Below are 15247 nucleotides of genomic sequence, written 5' to 3'. Positions count from 1 at the left end.
GACGGCCCCCTCACGGCGCGAACTCCATGACGGCGCCGGACAGCGCGACCGCGCACAGCTGGTCGGTCGCGACGACCCAGCCGTCGACGCCGTCGAGCACCGCCGCCGGCACGTGCGTCTCGGCGCCGGTCAGCGCCACGGTGGTCCCGCCGACGGTGACGTGCGTGCCCTCGGGCGCGGTCGCGACGGCGATCCGGCAGGCGGGCTCCGGCGCTGCGAGCCACCGGAACGCCCCGCGGGTCGCCCGCAGCGAGAGCTCCAGCGGCCCCTCCACGGCTGCGGGCTCGCCCAGGTCGAACCACACGACCCGTGCGGGAGTGCGTCCGTCGGCCGCCGGCAGCGCCGTGCGGGTCAGGCTCCGCCCGGCCACCACGAGCGCGAGGTCCGTCTCGCCGTGGGGCCAGCCGACGACCGCCACACGCGCGACCCGTTCGCCCGCGAGCGTCGCGGCCGCGATCCGGCGGACCACCGGTGCGTCGCGCACGGCGAGACCGGCGGTGTCCGCGTCCACCGCCGGCACGGGGTCGGAGGCCGGGTGGATCGCGGCGCCGTGGTGCGTGATCGTGACGTCGGCGACGGTGCGCGTCGGGGGGCGGCCGGGGGGTGGTCCCGGTCGGGCGACCGTCGTCGGGGCGCCGTCGCACTCGACCGTGAGGCGTCCGTCGAGCGTGCGCTCGATCACGACCCCGTCCACGCGCAGCTGCAGCCGGGCCTCACCCTGCGCGTCGCTGCGCACGGTGATCGGCGCGGTGCCGCCGGGTGCGGCGGTCACCGCCGCGGTGAGGTGGCGCTGGAGCGCGGGGGCGAGGTCGTGGGTGATCCGGGCGCGGACCGGCCCGGGGACCGCGAGCTGCTCGTCGCCGTCGGGGCCGAGCACGTGCACCCCGACGGGCATGGGGGCGACGCGCAGGCGGACGTCCTGGTGCGTGAACGGCTGCTTCACCAGGTCCTGGAGCGTGCTGCCGAGCGCGACGCTCACCGTGAGGGTGCCCAGCAGGTCGGGCACCGTGACCTGCGCCCCGGACCGGGACCCGCCGGTGAGCTGCGCCGGGAGGAGCTGTCCGTTGCCCGGCAGGGGCGGGACGGCGACCACCGGCTGCCCGCCCTGCTGCACCACGACGCGCAGGGCCGGGTTGGCGTCGAGCACGGCGGGCAGGCCCGGGATGGTGAGCGCGCGGGTCGGGACTGCGGGGTCCGGCGGCCGGACGGTGAGGGTCTGGACGCCGGTCGCGCCCGGGCTGACGGTCCCGACGTCCCGGCCGGAGCCGTGCGTCACGGGGTCGACCGTGAGCACGGCGCTCGCGACGCGCGCCCCGGTGGCTCCGGTCACCGCGCGCCACGGGGTGGTGAGCTGCAGGCCCGAGGGGGTGATCGCGACGGCGGGCAGCAGCGCGACGGTGTCGAGGGTGACGCTGACTGCGGCCGCGGTGCCGACGGCGAGCGCGGTCACGGCGTCACCAGCTCGAACCGCGCCAGCTCCATGCCGGTCCGCGCGTCGCCGCCGTCGCCCGCGTGCGCGAGGACGACGAGGTGCTCGCGCGCCGCCGCGGCCGGGGGTGTGTAGGTGAACGTGGTGCCGGCGCCCTCCACAACCGCGACGACCGTCGAGCCGGACGGGGACCCGTCGGCGCCCAGCACGCCGACCCCGGGGCCACCGCCCGCGTCGAGCACCCGCAGCGCCACCGCCCCGAACGGCGCCGCCACCGCCGGGCCGGCCGACACGTCGAGCGTGCCGGTCGCCCCGAACACCAGGTCGCAGGTGACCTCCGGTCCGCCGGCCTCGAGGGCGGCGCCCAGCAGGAGCCGCACGGGCAGGCGCACCTCGCGGACGAGCGCGCGGGCGATCTCGCGGCCCTCCTGACCGGGCACGCCCACGGGCCAGAACCAGCCCTCGGCACGCACCAGCACGTCGGGGTCGTCGTCCTGCTCGCCGACCGGCGCCAGCTCGAGGCTGTCGAGCCGGAACCCCTGGTCTCCGGGCGCCACCAGGGCGGTCGCCGTGCGGACGCCCGGGTCCTGGAGCGCGTACAGCAGCGCGTCGGCGCCCGCGAGCTCGCCGAGCCGGTCACCCGGTGGGTCCGTGGCCACGTCGAGCCCGATGTCCACCCGGAGCCGCACCACGCGGCGCAGCGTCGGGGCGCCGGCGCCGAGCTCGGGGCGGGTCGAGAAGACGTCCGGCTCGAGCGGCGTCCAGCCCTGCACGCCGAGGCGCACGACGGGTCCCGGCCCGGCCGGTGCGGGTGCACCCAGGCGGCGCACCCGGCCGCCGAACGGTGCCGGGAGTGCCGCCCCCAGCACGTCCGCGAGCCGGGACTCGAGCTCCGTCAGCACGGGTCACCCCCGCCCGATGCGGGTGTCGACCAGGCGCTCCAGCTCGGGGCGGAGCGTCGCGAACTGCTTCTCGACGAGCTGCGGCACGTTCTCCGTCTGCCGCGCGACCTCGTTGGTGACCAGTCCGGCGACCTGCTGGCGCAACCCGTCGAGCTCTCCCGCGACGGTGTCCTTCACGCCTGCCGTCTCGGCCTCGACCTGCTGGCGGACCACGCCCTGCACGTCGGCGCGCAGGCCGTTGCCGAGCACCTGCACCTCGGTCGCGGCCGCCTGCCGGGCGACGTCGCCGAGCCTCGCCTCCAGGTCGCGCCGGGCGGCTGCCACGTCCGCCTCCAGGTCGAGCGCGAGGGCCGTCCGGGCGTCGAGGATCCCGCGGCCGACGCGGTCGTCGATCCGGACCTCCAGGCGCCCGATCTGCTCGAGCAGGTCCTTGCGCAGCTGCTCGCGCTGCTCGAGCTCGGCGCGGCGGTTGACCTCGACGCGCTCGTCCAGCTGGTCCAGGCGAGCGCCGTTGTCCTTGAGGAGCGCGTCGAGCGCGCCCTGACGCTCGTCCAGCGCGGACAGCCGGCCGGTGACCTCGCCGAGCGCGTTCGCGAGCCTGCCGTCGACGGCCCGCTCCACCTGCGCGCCGATCGAGTCCGAGAACGACGCCAGCGCGGCGCGGGTCTCCTCGGTCGCCACCGCGAGCCGGGCGTCGAGGTCCGCGGTCAGCTGCTCGCGCAGGGCACCGTCCACGGTCTTCAGGGACTCGGCGAGCTCCGTGCGGGTGGTGGTGAGGACCTGTTCGACCACGGCCGCGGTCTCGCGCCGGACCGTGTCGTCGACGACCTGCCCGATCTGGGCGAACCGGCTCGCCAGCTGCGAGCGCAGGTCGGTGCCGAGCGTCTCGACGGCGGACCCGGCCTCGGCCCGCGCGGCACCGCGCGCGGCGTCCAGCACCTGGTCCAGGTCCAGCGGTCCCCGTCCCGTGCGCACCTCGTCGATCGCCTCGGTGAGCTGCTCCTGGGTGACGAGCGCGGCCTGCAGCTCGGTGAGCCGCACCTCCAGGCCGGACGCGTCGAGCAGGGAGCCGTCCGGCCGGGTCAGGCGGTCGCGCAGCTGCTCGACGGCGCCCACCCGCTGGACCAGACCCGCGACGTCGAGGGGTTCCCCGTCCACCTCGAGCTGGCTGCCCACCTCGACCGCGCGGCCGACCTCGGTCTGCAGGGTGCGCAGCGTGACGCGCAGGTCGGCGATGTCGCCGCGGCCCTCGGCGGCGCCCAGCACCTTGCGGTTGAGCCGGTCGAGCGTCGCGGAGCGCGTCACGTCGTTCGTCGCCACCACGTCGAGCCGCGACCGGGTCGACGTCAGGTCCTCGCCCACCCGGCCGAGTCGCGTGTCGAGCACGCTGACGTCCCGGCGCAGCTTGATCAGCGCGCTGTCGAGGGCAGGGTCCTTGAGCCCGCCGCCCGTGACGATCTGCCGCAGCTGCGGGTCGAGCCACCCGAGGGACACCTGGTCCGGGTGCTCGTGCTGCGGCACCTCCGGCGTGCCGGTCGCCAGGGTGGCGCGACCGACCTCGATGATGGCGGCGACGACCGTGTTCCAGTCGTCGGCCGCGACGAGCTCACCACGGGCCTTGGCGGCGAGCGGTGCCAGTCGCTCGATGAGGGCCTGCAGCTGCTCGATCTCGACGGCGGTGGGCATGGCGACTCCTCGTCACAGGGTGCGGAACAGCGCGGGTCCGGTGGCCGCGATGCCGCGTCGGTAGGTCTCGAGCTCGTCCTCCGGCTTGCTCTGGCCGCCGGCTCCGGAGAAGTTCTGCAGGAGCGTGAGCGCGCCGCTGACCTCCGGTGCCGCCAGGAAGTCGTCCGCGCCCGCGCCCTGCTCGTTCGCCAGCTCCAGGACCTCGCGGATCACGGCGTTGGAGTGGTTGGCGATCAGCGGCGACCACTGCGCGGTGGTCACGAGCGTCGACTGCTCGAGCTCGGTCACCCGCCGCAGCACCCGGTCGCGGATGACCGTCGAGGCCGCCCCCTTGTCCAGCACCGAGGTCAGCCGGCCCCGCAGGTTGCGGCTCTCCACCTCGCGGCGCAGCTCCAGCAGGCTGCGGCCGAACGACTCGCTGAAGCGCAGGATGTTGCCCTGCACCTCCGCGAACTTCTCGGCCAGCTCCGGGTGGTCGTGCCCGACGGGGGAGACCAGCCGCGTCAGCTCGCCCACGGCGCGCGCCAGGTCGGCGACCGCCCCGGCGAGCACGTTCCAGTCCTCCGCCCGGATGACCTCGCCCGGCGCCTTGTCCGCCAGCCGCCCGACGCCGGCGGTGATGGCGCCGGCCTGCTGCTGGACCGGCCCGAGGTCGGCGTCGACGATGTCGCGGATCGGCGTGTTCCGGAACAGGTCGGGCGGCACGATCACCGGCACCCGCGTCGGGATGTCCTGCGGGAACAGCCGCACGATGCGCTTGTCGATCGCGTTGATGAGGTTCGGGTGGGTGACCGTCATCTCCCAGGCGCCCGGGTCGAGGTCGCGCACCAGCAGCGACCCGTCGAGGAACGGCTTGCGCTCCACCTTCTGCCCGGTGGACTGGTTGACGAGCCTCACCACCGCGTCGCGGTTCGCCGGGGTGTACCCCTGCAGGCGGATGTCGAACGATGCCCTGGCCATCAGGAGGCCCCCTTCATGTCAGCCACTGCAGGTCGCCGTACGGGAACTCGACCTCCCAGAAGAGCGTGAGCTCGTGGTCGTCGCCCTTGTCGACGGGTGCGAAGACCACCCGGTTGTAGAGCACGGGATCGCCGTCGCCCTGGGACACCAGGCCCGCCTCGCGGATCCGTCCGACGGCGGCGTCGTCGGGCAGCGTCGCCCGGACGCGCACCTGCACCACGCGCCGCTCCTCGTCGACCGTGGCGGTGAACGCCGTCGCCGGGATCGCGGCCAGCGTCTCGCCGACCAGGGCCGTGTCGTCCCCGCCGCCGTTGGTCAGCGCGGTGACGCCGACGTCGTCCGGGGTGTCGTCGTTGGTCCCCACCCCCATGTGCGTGATGGGAGCCCCCGTCCCGGCGAACAGGTCGGCGACGAGCTGCGCGCCGGTGGCCATCACCGTGTTGTGCGCGCGGCGCTCGTCGACCACCCGTCCTCCGGGGTCCGTGAGCTGCAGGTGCAGTCGGGCCTTCATCGTGTCCTCCTAGGTGAGAACAGAGCTGTCGAAGTCGGTCACGTCGAACGACGCGCCGGAGTCGGGCAGGGAGTCGGCGCCGGTGGGCCCCGCCGACCGGAAGGTGCGCGGCCAGATGCCGACGAGCCGCGCGTCGCCCGGCTGACGGTCGGTCAGGGCACGCAGCACGACGTCGGTCCCCACCCCGGCGCCCGCGGTGCGGTCGACCGCGGCGTCGAGCCCGGCCTCCAGGCGGCCACGGGCGAGGACGCCGTCCTCGGTCAGCCCCGGGTCGGTGACCAGCGCGTGCGCCGGCAGGCGGATCTCGAGCGTCGCCGGCTGGGCCTCGACCCACGCCACACGTGCCGCCATCTGCGCCGGCTGCGCGAACAACGAGCGGTCGAAGGTCGTCGTGTCGAACCGGCCCTGCGCGAGCGTGTCGTCCGCCATGGCGAGCAGGTACCGGCCCAGGCCCGGGGCGTCGTACGTCGCGAGCGGCAGGAACCAGAGCGTGTTCCGTCCGCGGGCCAGCGCACCCGCCGCGAGGCTCGGCGCCGGCTCGCCCGGTCCGCCGGCCCCCGCCACCAGGTCGGTCCATACCGTGAGCCGCTCGGTGACGTCGGCGCCGTCCAGGTCGGCGTGCAGCACGGAGCGGTCGGCCGCGGACGGCGCGATCGTCAGGCGCTGCCCCAGCGCCACCGACCCCCGGAACAGCACCGCGTGCCCGGTGGTCCGGTTCACGACGAGGGGGGAGTGCTCGGGCGCGTCGCCGACGCCCCGCAGCACCACGGCCCAGGGCGCGGGGTCCATCCCGCCGTTGTCCACCTCCAGCTGCGCGAGCGGCTCCCAGCCGCCGGCCCCCGGCAGCCGGGCGGCACGCGACCGGGGCGGGTTGTCGAGGAGCTGGGGCCCCGCCGCATCCGGCGCCCAGGCGTCGACCGGCGCGACCGCCGCGATGCCCGCGGCGCGCTGGAAGCCGGCGGCGTAGTCCGCGACCAGCACCCGCAGCGCCTCCCGCGTGACCGCGCCCAGCTGCAGGCGCGCCCGCACGAGAGCGTGCACCCACGCCCGGAACTCGCCGAGCCCGGCGTGGAACGCCTCCGGCCCGATGTCCAGGAGCGCCGCGAGCGCGACGGCCTCGTCCAGGTCCGGGGTGGAGTCGAACCAGTGCGCACGCTGGACGCTGACGCCCGCCTCGTCGAGGCCGTCGAGCTGCACGCCCCACGTGCCGGCGAACGCGCCGACGACCTCCCCCTCGCGGTAGAGCGTGGGCAGGTGCGAGAGGACCGCGTCCGTCCGCATCACGCACCGCCTTCCCGGACGTCCAGGGCGACGGAACGGATCTCGACCTTGTCGTCGGTGCCCACCGGATGCGCCCCGAGACCGTCACCGAGCCGCAGGAAGCGCTCACCCGCCTCCGTGGTCAGCGCGACGTCCGCCCGCACCACCGCGTAGCGCGTGTCGTCCCGCACCGCCGCGATGAAGCCGTCGACCGTGACCGCGGTCCCGGCGCCGAGGGTCGCCGCCCACGAGCGTGCCGCGAGGCTCAGGGCCTGCTCGGCGTCCGCCGCCGTGACACCCGGCGCCAGGTGCAGCGGGACGAGCGCGTCGACCAGGACGTCGGCGCTCGGCCCGGCGCCGCTCTCCGTGGTGACCAGGAGGGTGAACGGCCGGACCGGCGCCAGCACGGTGCCGGCCGGTGCCGTCACGCTCGGCTGCGGGTCACCGCCGAGGGAGAGCGTGAAGGTCGCGTCGACGACGCGCGGGTCGGACAGCGCCGCGGCCGACAACGGCCCCTGCCGGGCCGTGCCCTCCGGCGGCACGTCGCGCAGCACGGCGGACACCCGCTCCTCGAGCGCCTCCTGCAGCGACACCAGCTCCGCCCCGCCGACCCCGGACCCGGCCAGCACCACCGTCGCCGTGACCTGGACCGGCTGCTGCGCCGTGCTCACCGGGTTCACCCGGATCCCGGCCGGGCGCAGGTCGTCGATGCGCTCGCGGACGAGCGCGAGGAGCTCGGGCGTCGGCTCGCCGTCGTAGCTGATCGACAGGGCGACCTCCCCGGGGACCCCGTGCGGGAACTCCGTCGCGGTCACGTCGAGCACGCCCTCGATGTTCTGCACGCCGAGGCGCAGCGCGTCGAGCGTGCCCCGGGCGGCCACGGCGAGCGCGCCGCGGGACCGGCGTCGCAGGTCGTCGTCGGTCTCGGCGCTGCCCGCGGCGGCGGCGGGGGACTCGTTGGTCACGGTGCCGACCCCGGCGATCAGCACCTCCAGCCGGTCCAGCGCACCGGCCGCGGCGGCCGGCGTCGCGGGGGAGACAGCGGCGGCGAGCACCTCGCGCGAGTCCTCGCCCGGCTCGAGCACCAGCGGCACGGTCGTGGCGTAGCGGTTGCTGTCCGCGTCGGACACCACGGTCCCGACCGGGACGGCGACCCGGCCGGTCGATCCGGCGGCGCGGGCGAACCGCACACGGACGGTCGGCACGCCGCCGGGCCGGCGCGTCACCCCAACGAGCGCGACCACCTTGTCCAGCGAGGTGCCCTGCGCCGTGTCCAGGTAGGCCGAGCGGTACACCGCGTCGAGCTGGAGCTCCACGAGGGCCAGCTCGCGCGCCACCGACTCCAGCAGCGTCCGCGCGACCGACCCGACGTTGAGGTCCGTGACGGGGGCGGGCCGCGCCTGCGACGGGTAGTAGTTGACGACGACCGTCGAGCCCGTGGGCGGGCGCCGACCCGTCGGGCGGAACCGGATGGCGTCCCGCTCGGTGCCGTTCTGGCCGGTGGCGACCACCTCGAAGTCGGCGTCCGTGAACCGGTACGGCACCGGGACCGTCTCGCTGACGGCGGCGCCCTGGGTGTCGCGCACGACGTCGCCGTTGGCGTCGCGCAGCGGCCGGACCACGTCGACGACGCCCTGCAGGTGGCTGACCCGGCGGATCGGGCGGTCGGCGAGGGTGTCGAGCACCACGAGCTCGCCGGCCGGGACGGTCACCACCTCGCGGACCGTGCCTCCCGTGAGGGTCGTCAGGGTGTCGCGCACGATCTCCGGGTAGGGGCGCGGCGAGAAGCCGTCCGGCAGGCCGGTCACAGGTCCACCCCCAGTCCGACGGTGAGCGGCTCGCCGCCCTCGACGGGCTGGACGGTGAGCACGAAGCGCAGCTCGGACGGCCCCTCGGACCCGAGGTCGAACTCGAGCCCGACCACGGTGTCGAGGACCCGGGGCTCGGCGGCGACGGCCTCGAGGACGAACGCCTTGCACCGGGCGCGGTTCGTCTCGTTCCGGGGTTCGCCGATCAGCTCGTGCAGCCGTGAGCCGTAGTCGCCGTGGCCGAGGTCGGCGAGCGCGCCGCGCGGGGTGAGGAGGCGCAGGACCAGGGCCTGGCCCAGGTTGTGCCGGCCGTCGAGCAGCTGGGGTCCGTCGAGCGTGCGGTCGACCACCCCGGCGCCGATGCGCAGGTCCAGCGGGGCGCTGTCGTGGGCGCCCATCGCCGGGGGGCCGAGCAGCACGCGCAGGTCGGTGCCGAGGACGTCGCTCATCCGGCACTCACCGTCCCGACCGGTCCGACGATCGTGCCCACCGGCTGGTCGGCCGGGTCGTTGCACGTCGTCACCTGGTCGCCGACGCGCGCGACGCCCTTGCCGCCGATCGTCACGGTGCTCGACGCCTGCGTGACGGTCCCCTCGTCGGACGGCGGCGACTGGAACGAGACGCCCGGCGGCATCGCGATGTGCGGCGGGTTGTTCTTCGCCACGCTGTCGAGCGTCGCGACCGGTTGGCCGCCGACCTTGACGGTCGGCACCGTCGCGCTGGTCACCGCACCGACGAACGGGTGCGGCAGCGGCGTCGGCACGCTGCCCGCGGGCGTGGGGACGAGCACGATGTGCGTGTCGACCGCGACCACGCTGGCGTTCTTGCCGACCACGGGGGTGCCCATCAGTTCATCTCCACCGCTGCGCCGGAGATCTTGACCTTGCTCGACCCGTCGATGACGATCTCGGGCGCCGTGAGCGTGAGCTTGGCCGAGGCCTCGATGCTGACCTCGCCGTTGCCGCCGAGCGTCAGCACGCTGTCCGAGGCCTTGGCGGTCACCGTGCCGGGCGAGGCGCCGTCGACGACGAGCTCGCAGTCGCCGATGGTGACGGTGGCCTTGTCCTCGGCCAGCTCGATGACGGTCTTTCCCACGGTGAGCGTCAGGACCGGTGCGGCCGGGTCGACCTGGAGGTCGATCGCCGGGTCGTCCGAGCCCGGGGGAAGCTGCAGCACGAGCGTGCCGGTGGTGTGCTCCGGAGGGCGCAGGTCGCGGTGGTACAGGCAGCCGACGACGATGCCCGCGTGCGGGTCACCGTCCGCGAACGCGACGACGACGAGGTCGCCGACGGCCGGGATCGCGACGAGGCCGAGCGCCCCGACGGCCACGGGCAGCCGGGGGACCACCACGCCGCTGTCGCGCAGCTCGACGCTCACCGCGTGGTCGTGGCCGCCGGCGACGCTGGTGTGCGCCTCGGTCACCGTGCCGATCGTGACCCAGGAGCGCGCGTCGGCCTCGTGCCGCGCGATCCGCGCCACCGCGTCGTACAGCAGGTCCGTCACAGCAGTCCTCCCACTCCGCCCAGCGCCGCGCCGAGCAGCCCGCCCAGCAGGTCGTCGGCGGCGCCGGCGGCGACACCCTCCAGGACGGTCGTCGCCACACCGGGGGCCAGCTCGTGACGGACCGAGACCAGCAGCCACGGCCCGGCCTGGTCCGCGGACGTCGTCTCGTCGATCCGGACGACGTCGCCGGGCCGGCGCGCCGGCTGGAGCCAGCACGTGCCGCGCATGCGGATGGTGGCCGCCGCACGCCTGCTCGCCGCGCCGCGGGCCGCGAGGTCGACGTCGGTCCGGGTGCGCAGCACCGCGTCGGGGCTCCAGCTGCGGGACGCGTCCGGGTCGTCGGCGCCGGTGACCGCGTCCGTGCTGGGCACCCAGGCGTCCGGCGCGAGCGCCGCCCCGGACCCGCCCGCGCCGACGGGCGCGAAGTCGTGCCCGGGCTGGTGGGCCGAGGTGGTGAACGACGTGAACTCCCGGTCGAGGCGCATCGCCGCCGTCGGCAGCCCCACCGGCCACGCCACCACGGTGAGCCGCCCGTCGGCGTCGACCGCGGCGACCGCGTCCGAGCGGCGTGCGATGGCGGCGACGTGCTCGGCGGCGGTCCGCCGCGGGTCCGCCACGTAGGCGGCCGTCTGGGTGAGCGCCGCGATCAGGCCGGTGTCCGCCGACGCCAGGTCCGCGAGCCTGCCGACGACCTGCACGCCGGTCAGCCCGTTGTAGGTCTCGGCGGGCCGCGCCGCGGCGAGGGCGGCACCCGCGTCGGTGATGACGACGACCGCGCCGGTCGTGGCGCGCTCGAGGTGGTCCACGACGCCGGTGACGACGACCGCCCCGCCGTCCCCGCCGTCCAGCTCGACGCTCGCGCGGGACCCCGCGGCCGCCGGGACGTCGACGCCCGCGGCGATCGCGACCTCGACGCGGTTGACCCCGGGCAGGAGCGTGAGCTCGGCCGCGACCGACCGGACCTGGACGGTGTAGCGCAGGTCGTCGAGCGTGACGGTCGCGCTGGTGGTGAGCGTCATGTGCCGAACACCTCGCCGAGCGCCTCGAGCGCGGTGCCCAGCTGCCCGCCCGCGCTCTCGATCGAGCGCGTCACGTCCTGGACCGGGGCGAGGAGGCCGTCGAAGTCGAGGTCGGCGAGACCGGCGAGCGCGGACAGCGCGTCGACGGCCGCGAGCGCACCCTCCACGGCTCCCGCGACGTCGGACGCGAGGTCGGCCAGGTCGCCGAGCAGGTCGGTGTCGAAGCCGAGGTCGCCGAGACCGAAGTCGTCGAGCCCGCCGAACCCGGACAGCTGCGCGGGCGGCGGCAGGGGAGGGCTCTCCGCGAGGTCGAGGTGGATCTCGACGACACCGGGCCGACCGGCCACCTCGCGGGCGGCGAGACGGGTGACGACGACCTGCTGGAGGTCCAGGGCCGTGACGATGTCCGCGGTGAAGGTCGTCGCCTCACCCGACGCCGCGAGCGTCTGCAGCGCTCCCAGGTCGTCCAGCGCGGCGGGACCGGTGAGCAGCGCGGCGATCGCCACCCGGTGGCTCGGGCGTCCGCTGCGCTGCTGCGCGTGACCCTGCAGGCCCAGCACCGGCACGTCGACGAACCCGGCATCGAGGGCGTGGTCGACGCGCTGGGCGGCGGTCAGGGTGACGTCGCCGATGACGGGCATCGGGCGCGCCGCGGTCTCGCTCATCGCCGCACCCCGCGCAGGTCGGCCGCGCGGTGCAGAGCGAGCGCCACGTCGTCGACGGAGCCGCGGGCCGCGACGGCAGCCGGAGCCACGCGCCCGGCGACTGCGGCCGGCTGCGCACCCGACGCCGGGCCGGTCGTCGCAGCCAGTGCGTCCAGGGACGAGGAGGGTGACCAGGCCGGCGCTGTCGTCGCCGCGAGCGGCGGCGCGGTGCTCCACGGCGACCGCGCGTCCGGGCCCGTCGGGGCGGACGGTCGCGCGCCGACGGCGACCGGCGCACCCCATCGGTCGGACGCGACCCACGGGGACCCGACCGTGGGCGCGGACGGTGTCGCGGCGGCCCACGGCCCGGCGAGCGCGCCGGGCGTCGGTGCGGAGACCTGCTGGACGCCCGTGCCGAGGCGCTGTGCCGCGCTCGGGTGGGGCCAGTCGCCCCCGATCCCGGCCGGCCCCAGCGGTCCCGCCGCACCGGTCGCGCCCGACGCGCCTGATGCGCCCGACACGCCCGGCGTCCCTGGGGACCCGGTCGTGAGTGCCTCTGGGTCCGGCGCGGCGCGGTCCGAGGCGGTCGCTGTCGCGGTCCCGCCGGCGCGGACCCAGGAGGCAGGAGGCGTCGTCGTCGGCCCTCCGGACTGCCCGTGCTCCACGGACGGCGCGGTCCACGGGCGGGTCGTCGGGGCTGTCGCTGCCGGCCGAGGAAGCGGGAGGCCGACCGCGACCGGGCTCTGCGGCTCCGGGCCGACGCCCTCGACCAGCAGCCGGCGGACGAGGGTCACGTCGAGCGGCTGCCGCGCGCGGTCGAGCAGCGCCCGGGCGAGCCGGTCGCGCACCTCGGACGGCTCGCCCGACTCGTCGTCCCACAGGTCGCCGAGCGGGATCCGGGTCCACCCGTCGTCCTGCTCGACGGCGCGGGCGAGCTCCGCCGCGAGGTCGTCCGCGTCCGTGGCGGCGAGCCCGTCGGCCCCCGGCCCCACGGCGCGGGCCGTCAGCACGCGGGTCCGGGCCAGCGGCCCGTCGTGCGACGCCCCGGCGAGGTCCAGCGCGACGGCCTCGATCGCCGCCACCGCCTGGTCGTCGTCCGGGAGCTCGGTGTCGCTCGCGGCGCCACCGACCAGCCGGCCGAGCGCGCGCGGGTCGTCCTCCGCGAGCGCGACCAGCTGGTCACGCTCGGCGAGCGCCAGCCTGCGCAGCGCCACGCCGAGCAGCCCGACGCGCCCGTCGGGCAGGGGCCCACCAGGGAACGTCGCGGCGCCGACGCGCACGTGCCCGTCACCCGCGAGGAGCCTGACCGGACCGCTCATGGTGGGGTGACCTCACCGCTCTTCGCGCACGCGCGTCGCGGTGAACGCGTACACGGTCTCGCCGTGGCCGCCCGCGCTCATCGTGAACGACTTCTCGGTGAGCAGGCACTCGTCGAAGCTGACCGTCACGGTGGTGCCGCCCTGCCGCAGCGGCGCGGTGATCTGGAAGAAGTCGTCGCCGACCAGCCCGTCCAGGTCGGGTGCCGACGAGGCCACGCGGATGCGGCCCTCGACGTTGCGCGGGCCGGTGACCACCCCGATCCGCTCGGACGAGCCGAGCGCGTAGAGGTCCTGACGGACGGTCGTGGAGCGGTGCTCGACGGAGCGCACCCCCTCGACGGCGGTGCCGTTGACCAGGACGGAGCTCTCGTTGGCTGCGTACACGGTGGGCATGGCGTGCCTCTCAGTTCTTCACGCGGATGGTGGCGTACACGAAGTCGATGGCCCGGACGGGGCGCACGGCGATGTCGATGCGGACGTTGCCCTGGGCGAAGTCGAGCTGGGTCGAGTACACGTCGACCAGGAAGGCCGGGTCGGTCCCGTCGGTCGACGGCACCAGCTCGCCCGCGCGTTCCATGCGGGTGAACGTCGCGACGATCTGCTGGCGCAGCGCCGTGCGGGCGTCGACGGTGTTGAGCTGGCCGATGAAGTTCTCCGCGATGGCCTTGACCTCGCGCACGCACGCGTCGGCCACGCGGGTGACCGAGATCTGGTCGCCGCTCGTGTCCAGGCCGCGCAGCACGATCACGCCCCGGCCCGCCCGCGCCGCGACGACCACGACGTTGTGCGTCGGCCCGAGGAGACGGTTCAGCTCGCTGTCGGAGTACTTGGCCGGCGTGAGCCCGAACAGGGGGACCGGCTTGAACGTCGGCGAGACGGACGGACCCGTGCGGGCGATCGCGCCGAGCACCGCGCCTGCGGCACCGGCCGGGCTGACGAGCACGAAGCGCCGGTTGCGCACGCCCGCGGCGTGGTCGCGGATGCGGTCGAGGCTCGGCTGCTCGACGGCGGTGACGGACCCGAACGCGATGCGCGGGGCGCCCGCGTCGGACTGTGCGACGGCGTGCGCCACGAGCGCCTGGTGCACGGTCTGCACGAACGCCTCGGTGCGCGTCGGCTCGAGGGCGGCCAGCACGAGGCTGATGCGCGGGTCCTCGCCGAGGAGGTTGATGGCGTCCTGGTAGTCGGCCGCCGACGGGGACGTGCCGCCGCTGAGCAGCGTCGGGCTGATGGCGACGGGGAGCCGGTCCGCCGCCGCGAGCGACGACGCCTGGACCACGTGGATGAGGGCGCTCTCGCGCAGGATCACCGCAGGCAGGTAGTTCGCCGAGTCGGGGTTCATGGTCAGGCGCGTGAACTCCTCCTCCTGCGCACCGTCGCGGAACACCCGCACGCGCACGTTGTCCGCCGAGGGCGACAGGATCTCCACGGTCAGCCCGGTGGGATCGACCTCGGGCTCGGGCAGCAGCGTGAACAGCGTCTGCGCGACACCGCTGCGCTGGACGGCCACCCCGGTGCCGTCGGCCGGGAGCACGTACGTCCCCGCGGTCGGCAGGCCGTCGGCGAGCGACGGGTCGAGCGCGACGAGGTAGAGCGAGCGGGTGTTGAGGGTGTTGAACAGGTCCTGGTGCGAGCCCGGCTCCACCACGAGGTCGGCGAACTCCTCGACCACCTGGCCGGCGCGGAACACCCGCAGGCTGACCCGGACGGTCTCGCCCGCGGCGTTGAGCACGGTGCGCACGTCGACCGCGACCTGGTGGGCCCACGTGCCCACGGACCGCGCCCGCAGCAGCACCGCGTCGGTGGACACCGCGTTGCGCAGGACGAGCGAGGCGGCCCCGCCGCCGCCGACGGGCGCGACGAGCACCTCCGACGCCCCGTTGCCGAGCGCGTGCACGATCTCGGGAGCCGAGGCCACCGTGCCGGGTCCGAGGTTGCCGTGGATCTCGGCAGCCCGGCTGAGGCCCACGAGGGCCGTCGGCGTCGGTGGTCGGTCGACGATCGCGGCGATGCCGACCACGCCCGACGACGCCGGCAGCGGTGGCAGGACGTCGAACCTCGTCTCGACCTGAACCCCGGGTACGACGAGCGTCGCCATGGCATCCTCCGGTCTCACGCAACGACCGGTCGCCGCGGCTTGCGGCGACCCCGGGGAACCAGCAGAACGCCCCCGTCCGGGAGCATCCGCCGGTCGGCGCCTCAGCCG

The 15247-nt window shown here is 75.8% G+C and carries 15 protein-coding genes; all 15 read right to left on the bottom strand.

Annotated features, from left to right (window positions below; genetic code table 11):
• Positions 1 to 10 precede the first annotated feature (10 nt).
• Genes CXY01_RS07980 through CXY01_RS07915 form a run of 15 tightly spaced genes read right to left on the bottom strand, consistent with a single transcriptional unit; the run spans position 11 to position 15139 of the window.
• Positions 11 to 1450 carry a hypothetical protein gene (locus CXY01_RS07980; protein WP_146926841.1) on the bottom strand — a complete coding sequence of 480 codons (1440 nt, stop codon included), beginning with the start codon at positions 1448 to 1450 and terminating at the stop codon, positions 11 to 13.
• Positions 1447 to 2331: a hypothetical protein gene (locus tag CXY01_RS07975; RefSeq protein WP_146926839.1), complete on the bottom strand. Its 885-nt coding sequence runs from the start codon at positions 2329 to 2331 to the stop codon at positions 1447 to 1449. Before CXY01_RS07975 ends, CXY01_RS07980 begins: the two co-directional genes overlap by 4 nt.
• A gap of 3 nt (positions 2332 to 2334) precedes the next feature.
• Positions 2335 to 4017, bottom strand: a complete 1683-nt coding sequence (locus tag CXY01_RS07970) for a coiled-coil domain-containing protein (protein WP_146926836.1) — start codon at positions 4015 to 4017, stop codon at positions 2335 to 2337.
• Between the two features lie 12 nt (positions 4018 to 4029).
• Positions 4030 to 4977, bottom strand: a complete 948-nt coding sequence (locus CXY01_RS07965; protein ID WP_146926834.1) for a hypothetical protein — start codon at positions 4975 to 4977, stop codon at positions 4030 to 4032.
• Between the two features lie 13 nt (positions 4978 to 4990).
• Positions 4991 to 5488: a hypothetical protein gene (locus CXY01_RS07960; protein ID WP_146926832.1), complete on the bottom strand. Its 498-nt coding sequence runs from the start codon at positions 5486 to 5488 to the stop codon at positions 4991 to 4993.
• 9 nt (positions 5489 to 5497) lie between these two features.
• Positions 5498 to 6772, bottom strand: a complete 1275-nt coding sequence (locus tag CXY01_RS07955; RefSeq protein ID WP_146926830.1) for a hypothetical protein — start codon at positions 6770 to 6772, stop codon at positions 5498 to 5500.
• On the bottom strand, positions 6769 to 8556 hold the full coding sequence (locus CXY01_RS07950) for a baseplate J/gp47 family protein (RefSeq protein ID WP_186813326.1): 1788 nt from the start codon (positions 8554 to 8556) through the stop codon (positions 6769 to 6771). Before CXY01_RS07950 ends, CXY01_RS07955 begins: the two co-directional genes overlap by 4 nt.
• Positions 8553 to 9005: a hypothetical protein gene (locus CXY01_RS20795; protein WP_186813325.1), complete on the bottom strand. Its 453-nt coding sequence runs from the start codon at positions 9003 to 9005 to the stop codon at positions 8553 to 8555. The genes CXY01_RS07950 and CXY01_RS20795 overlap by 4 nt, the downstream gene beginning before the upstream one ends.
• The gene (locus CXY01_RS07945) at positions 9002 to 9403 is read right to left on the bottom strand and encodes a PAAR domain-containing protein (protein ID WP_146926826.1); all 402 of its coding nucleotides are present in this window, start codon (positions 9401 to 9403) and stop codon (positions 9002 to 9004) included. The genes CXY01_RS20795 and CXY01_RS07945 overlap by 4 nt, the downstream gene beginning before the upstream one ends.
• A complete protein-coding gene (locus CXY01_RS07940; RefSeq protein ID WP_146926824.1) occupies positions 9403 to 10059 on the bottom strand; it encodes a phage baseplate assembly protein V in 657 nt (218 codons plus the stop codon). The genes CXY01_RS07945 and CXY01_RS07940 overlap by 1 nt, the downstream gene beginning before the upstream one ends.
• Positions 10056 to 11078, bottom strand: a complete 1023-nt coding sequence (locus CXY01_RS07935; protein ID WP_146926822.1) for a hypothetical protein — start codon at positions 11076 to 11078, stop codon at positions 10056 to 10058. The genes CXY01_RS07940 and CXY01_RS07935 overlap by 4 nt, the downstream gene beginning before the upstream one ends.
• Entirely contained in the window at positions 11075 to 11743 is a 669-nt protein-coding gene (locus CXY01_RS07930; protein ID WP_146926820.1) for a hypothetical protein, read from the bottom strand. Before CXY01_RS07930 ends, CXY01_RS07935 begins: the two co-directional genes overlap by 4 nt.
• A complete protein-coding gene (locus CXY01_RS07925) occupies positions 11740 to 13041 on the bottom strand; it encodes a hypothetical protein (RefSeq protein WP_146926818.1) in 1302 nt (433 codons plus the stop codon). Before CXY01_RS07925 ends, CXY01_RS07930 begins: the two co-directional genes overlap by 4 nt.
• 12 nt (positions 13042 to 13053) lie before the next feature.
• A complete protein-coding gene (locus CXY01_RS07920; RefSeq protein WP_146926817.1) occupies positions 13054 to 13434 on the bottom strand; it encodes a hypothetical protein in 381 nt (126 codons plus the stop codon).
• A gap of 10 nt (positions 13435 to 13444) precedes the next feature.
• The gene (locus CXY01_RS07915) at positions 13445 to 15139 is read right to left on the bottom strand and encodes a hypothetical protein (RefSeq protein ID WP_146926815.1); all 1695 of its coding nucleotides are present in this window, start codon (positions 15137 to 15139) and stop codon (positions 13445 to 13447) included.
• Between the last annotated feature and the right edge of the window lie 108 nt (positions 15140 to 15247).

It is taken from the genome of Cellulomonas xylanilytica (assembly GCF_007989805.1).
Taxonomy (GTDB): Bacteria; Actinomycetota; Actinomycetes; order Actinomycetales; family Cellulomonadaceae; genus Cellulomonas; species Cellulomonas xylanilytica.
This window is presented reverse-complemented; position numbering and strand designations above follow the sequence as displayed.

Bases quoted from the DNA above. Each gene is read 5' to 3' on its own strand.
- CXY01_RS07970 (WP_146926836.1), bottom strand. From the start codon at position 4,017: ATGCCCACCGCCGTCGAGATCGAGCAGCTGCAGGCCCTCATCGAGCGA.
- CXY01_RS07965 (WP_146926834.1), bottom strand. From the start codon at position 4,977: ATGGCCAGGGCATCGTTCGACATCCGCCTGCAGGGGTACACCCCGGCG.
- CXY01_RS07920 (WP_146926817.1), bottom strand. From the start codon at position 13,434: ATGCCCACCGTGTACGCAGCCAACGAGAGCTCCGTCCTGGTCAACGGC.
- CXY01_RS07960 (WP_146926832.1), bottom strand. From the start codon at position 5,488: ATGAAGGCCCGACTGCACCTGCAGCTCACGGACCCCGGAGGACGGGTG.
- CXY01_RS07945 (WP_146926826.1), bottom strand. From the start codon at position 9,403: ATGGGCACCCCCGTGGTCGGCAAGAACGCCAGCGTGGTCGCGGTCGAC.
- CXY01_RS07925 (WP_146926818.1), bottom strand. From the start codon at position 13,041: ATGAGCGGTCCGGTCAGGCTCCTCGCGGGTGACGGGCACGTGCGCGTC.
- CXY01_RS20795 (WP_186813325.1), bottom strand. From the start codon at position 9,005: ATGAGCGACGTCCTCGGCACCGACCTGCGCGTGCTGCTCGGCCCCCCG.
- CXY01_RS07930 (WP_146926820.1), bottom strand. From the start codon at position 11,743: ATGAGCGAGACCGCGGCGCGCCCGATGCCCGTCATCGGCGACGTCACC.
- CXY01_RS07915 (WP_146926815.1), bottom strand. From the start codon at position 15,139: ATGGCGACGCTCGTCGTACCCGGGGTTCAGGTCGAGACGAGGTTCGAC.
- CXY01_RS07935 (WP_146926822.1), bottom strand. From the start codon at position 11,078: ATGACGCTCACCACCAGCGCGACCGTCACGCTCGACGACCTGCGCTAC.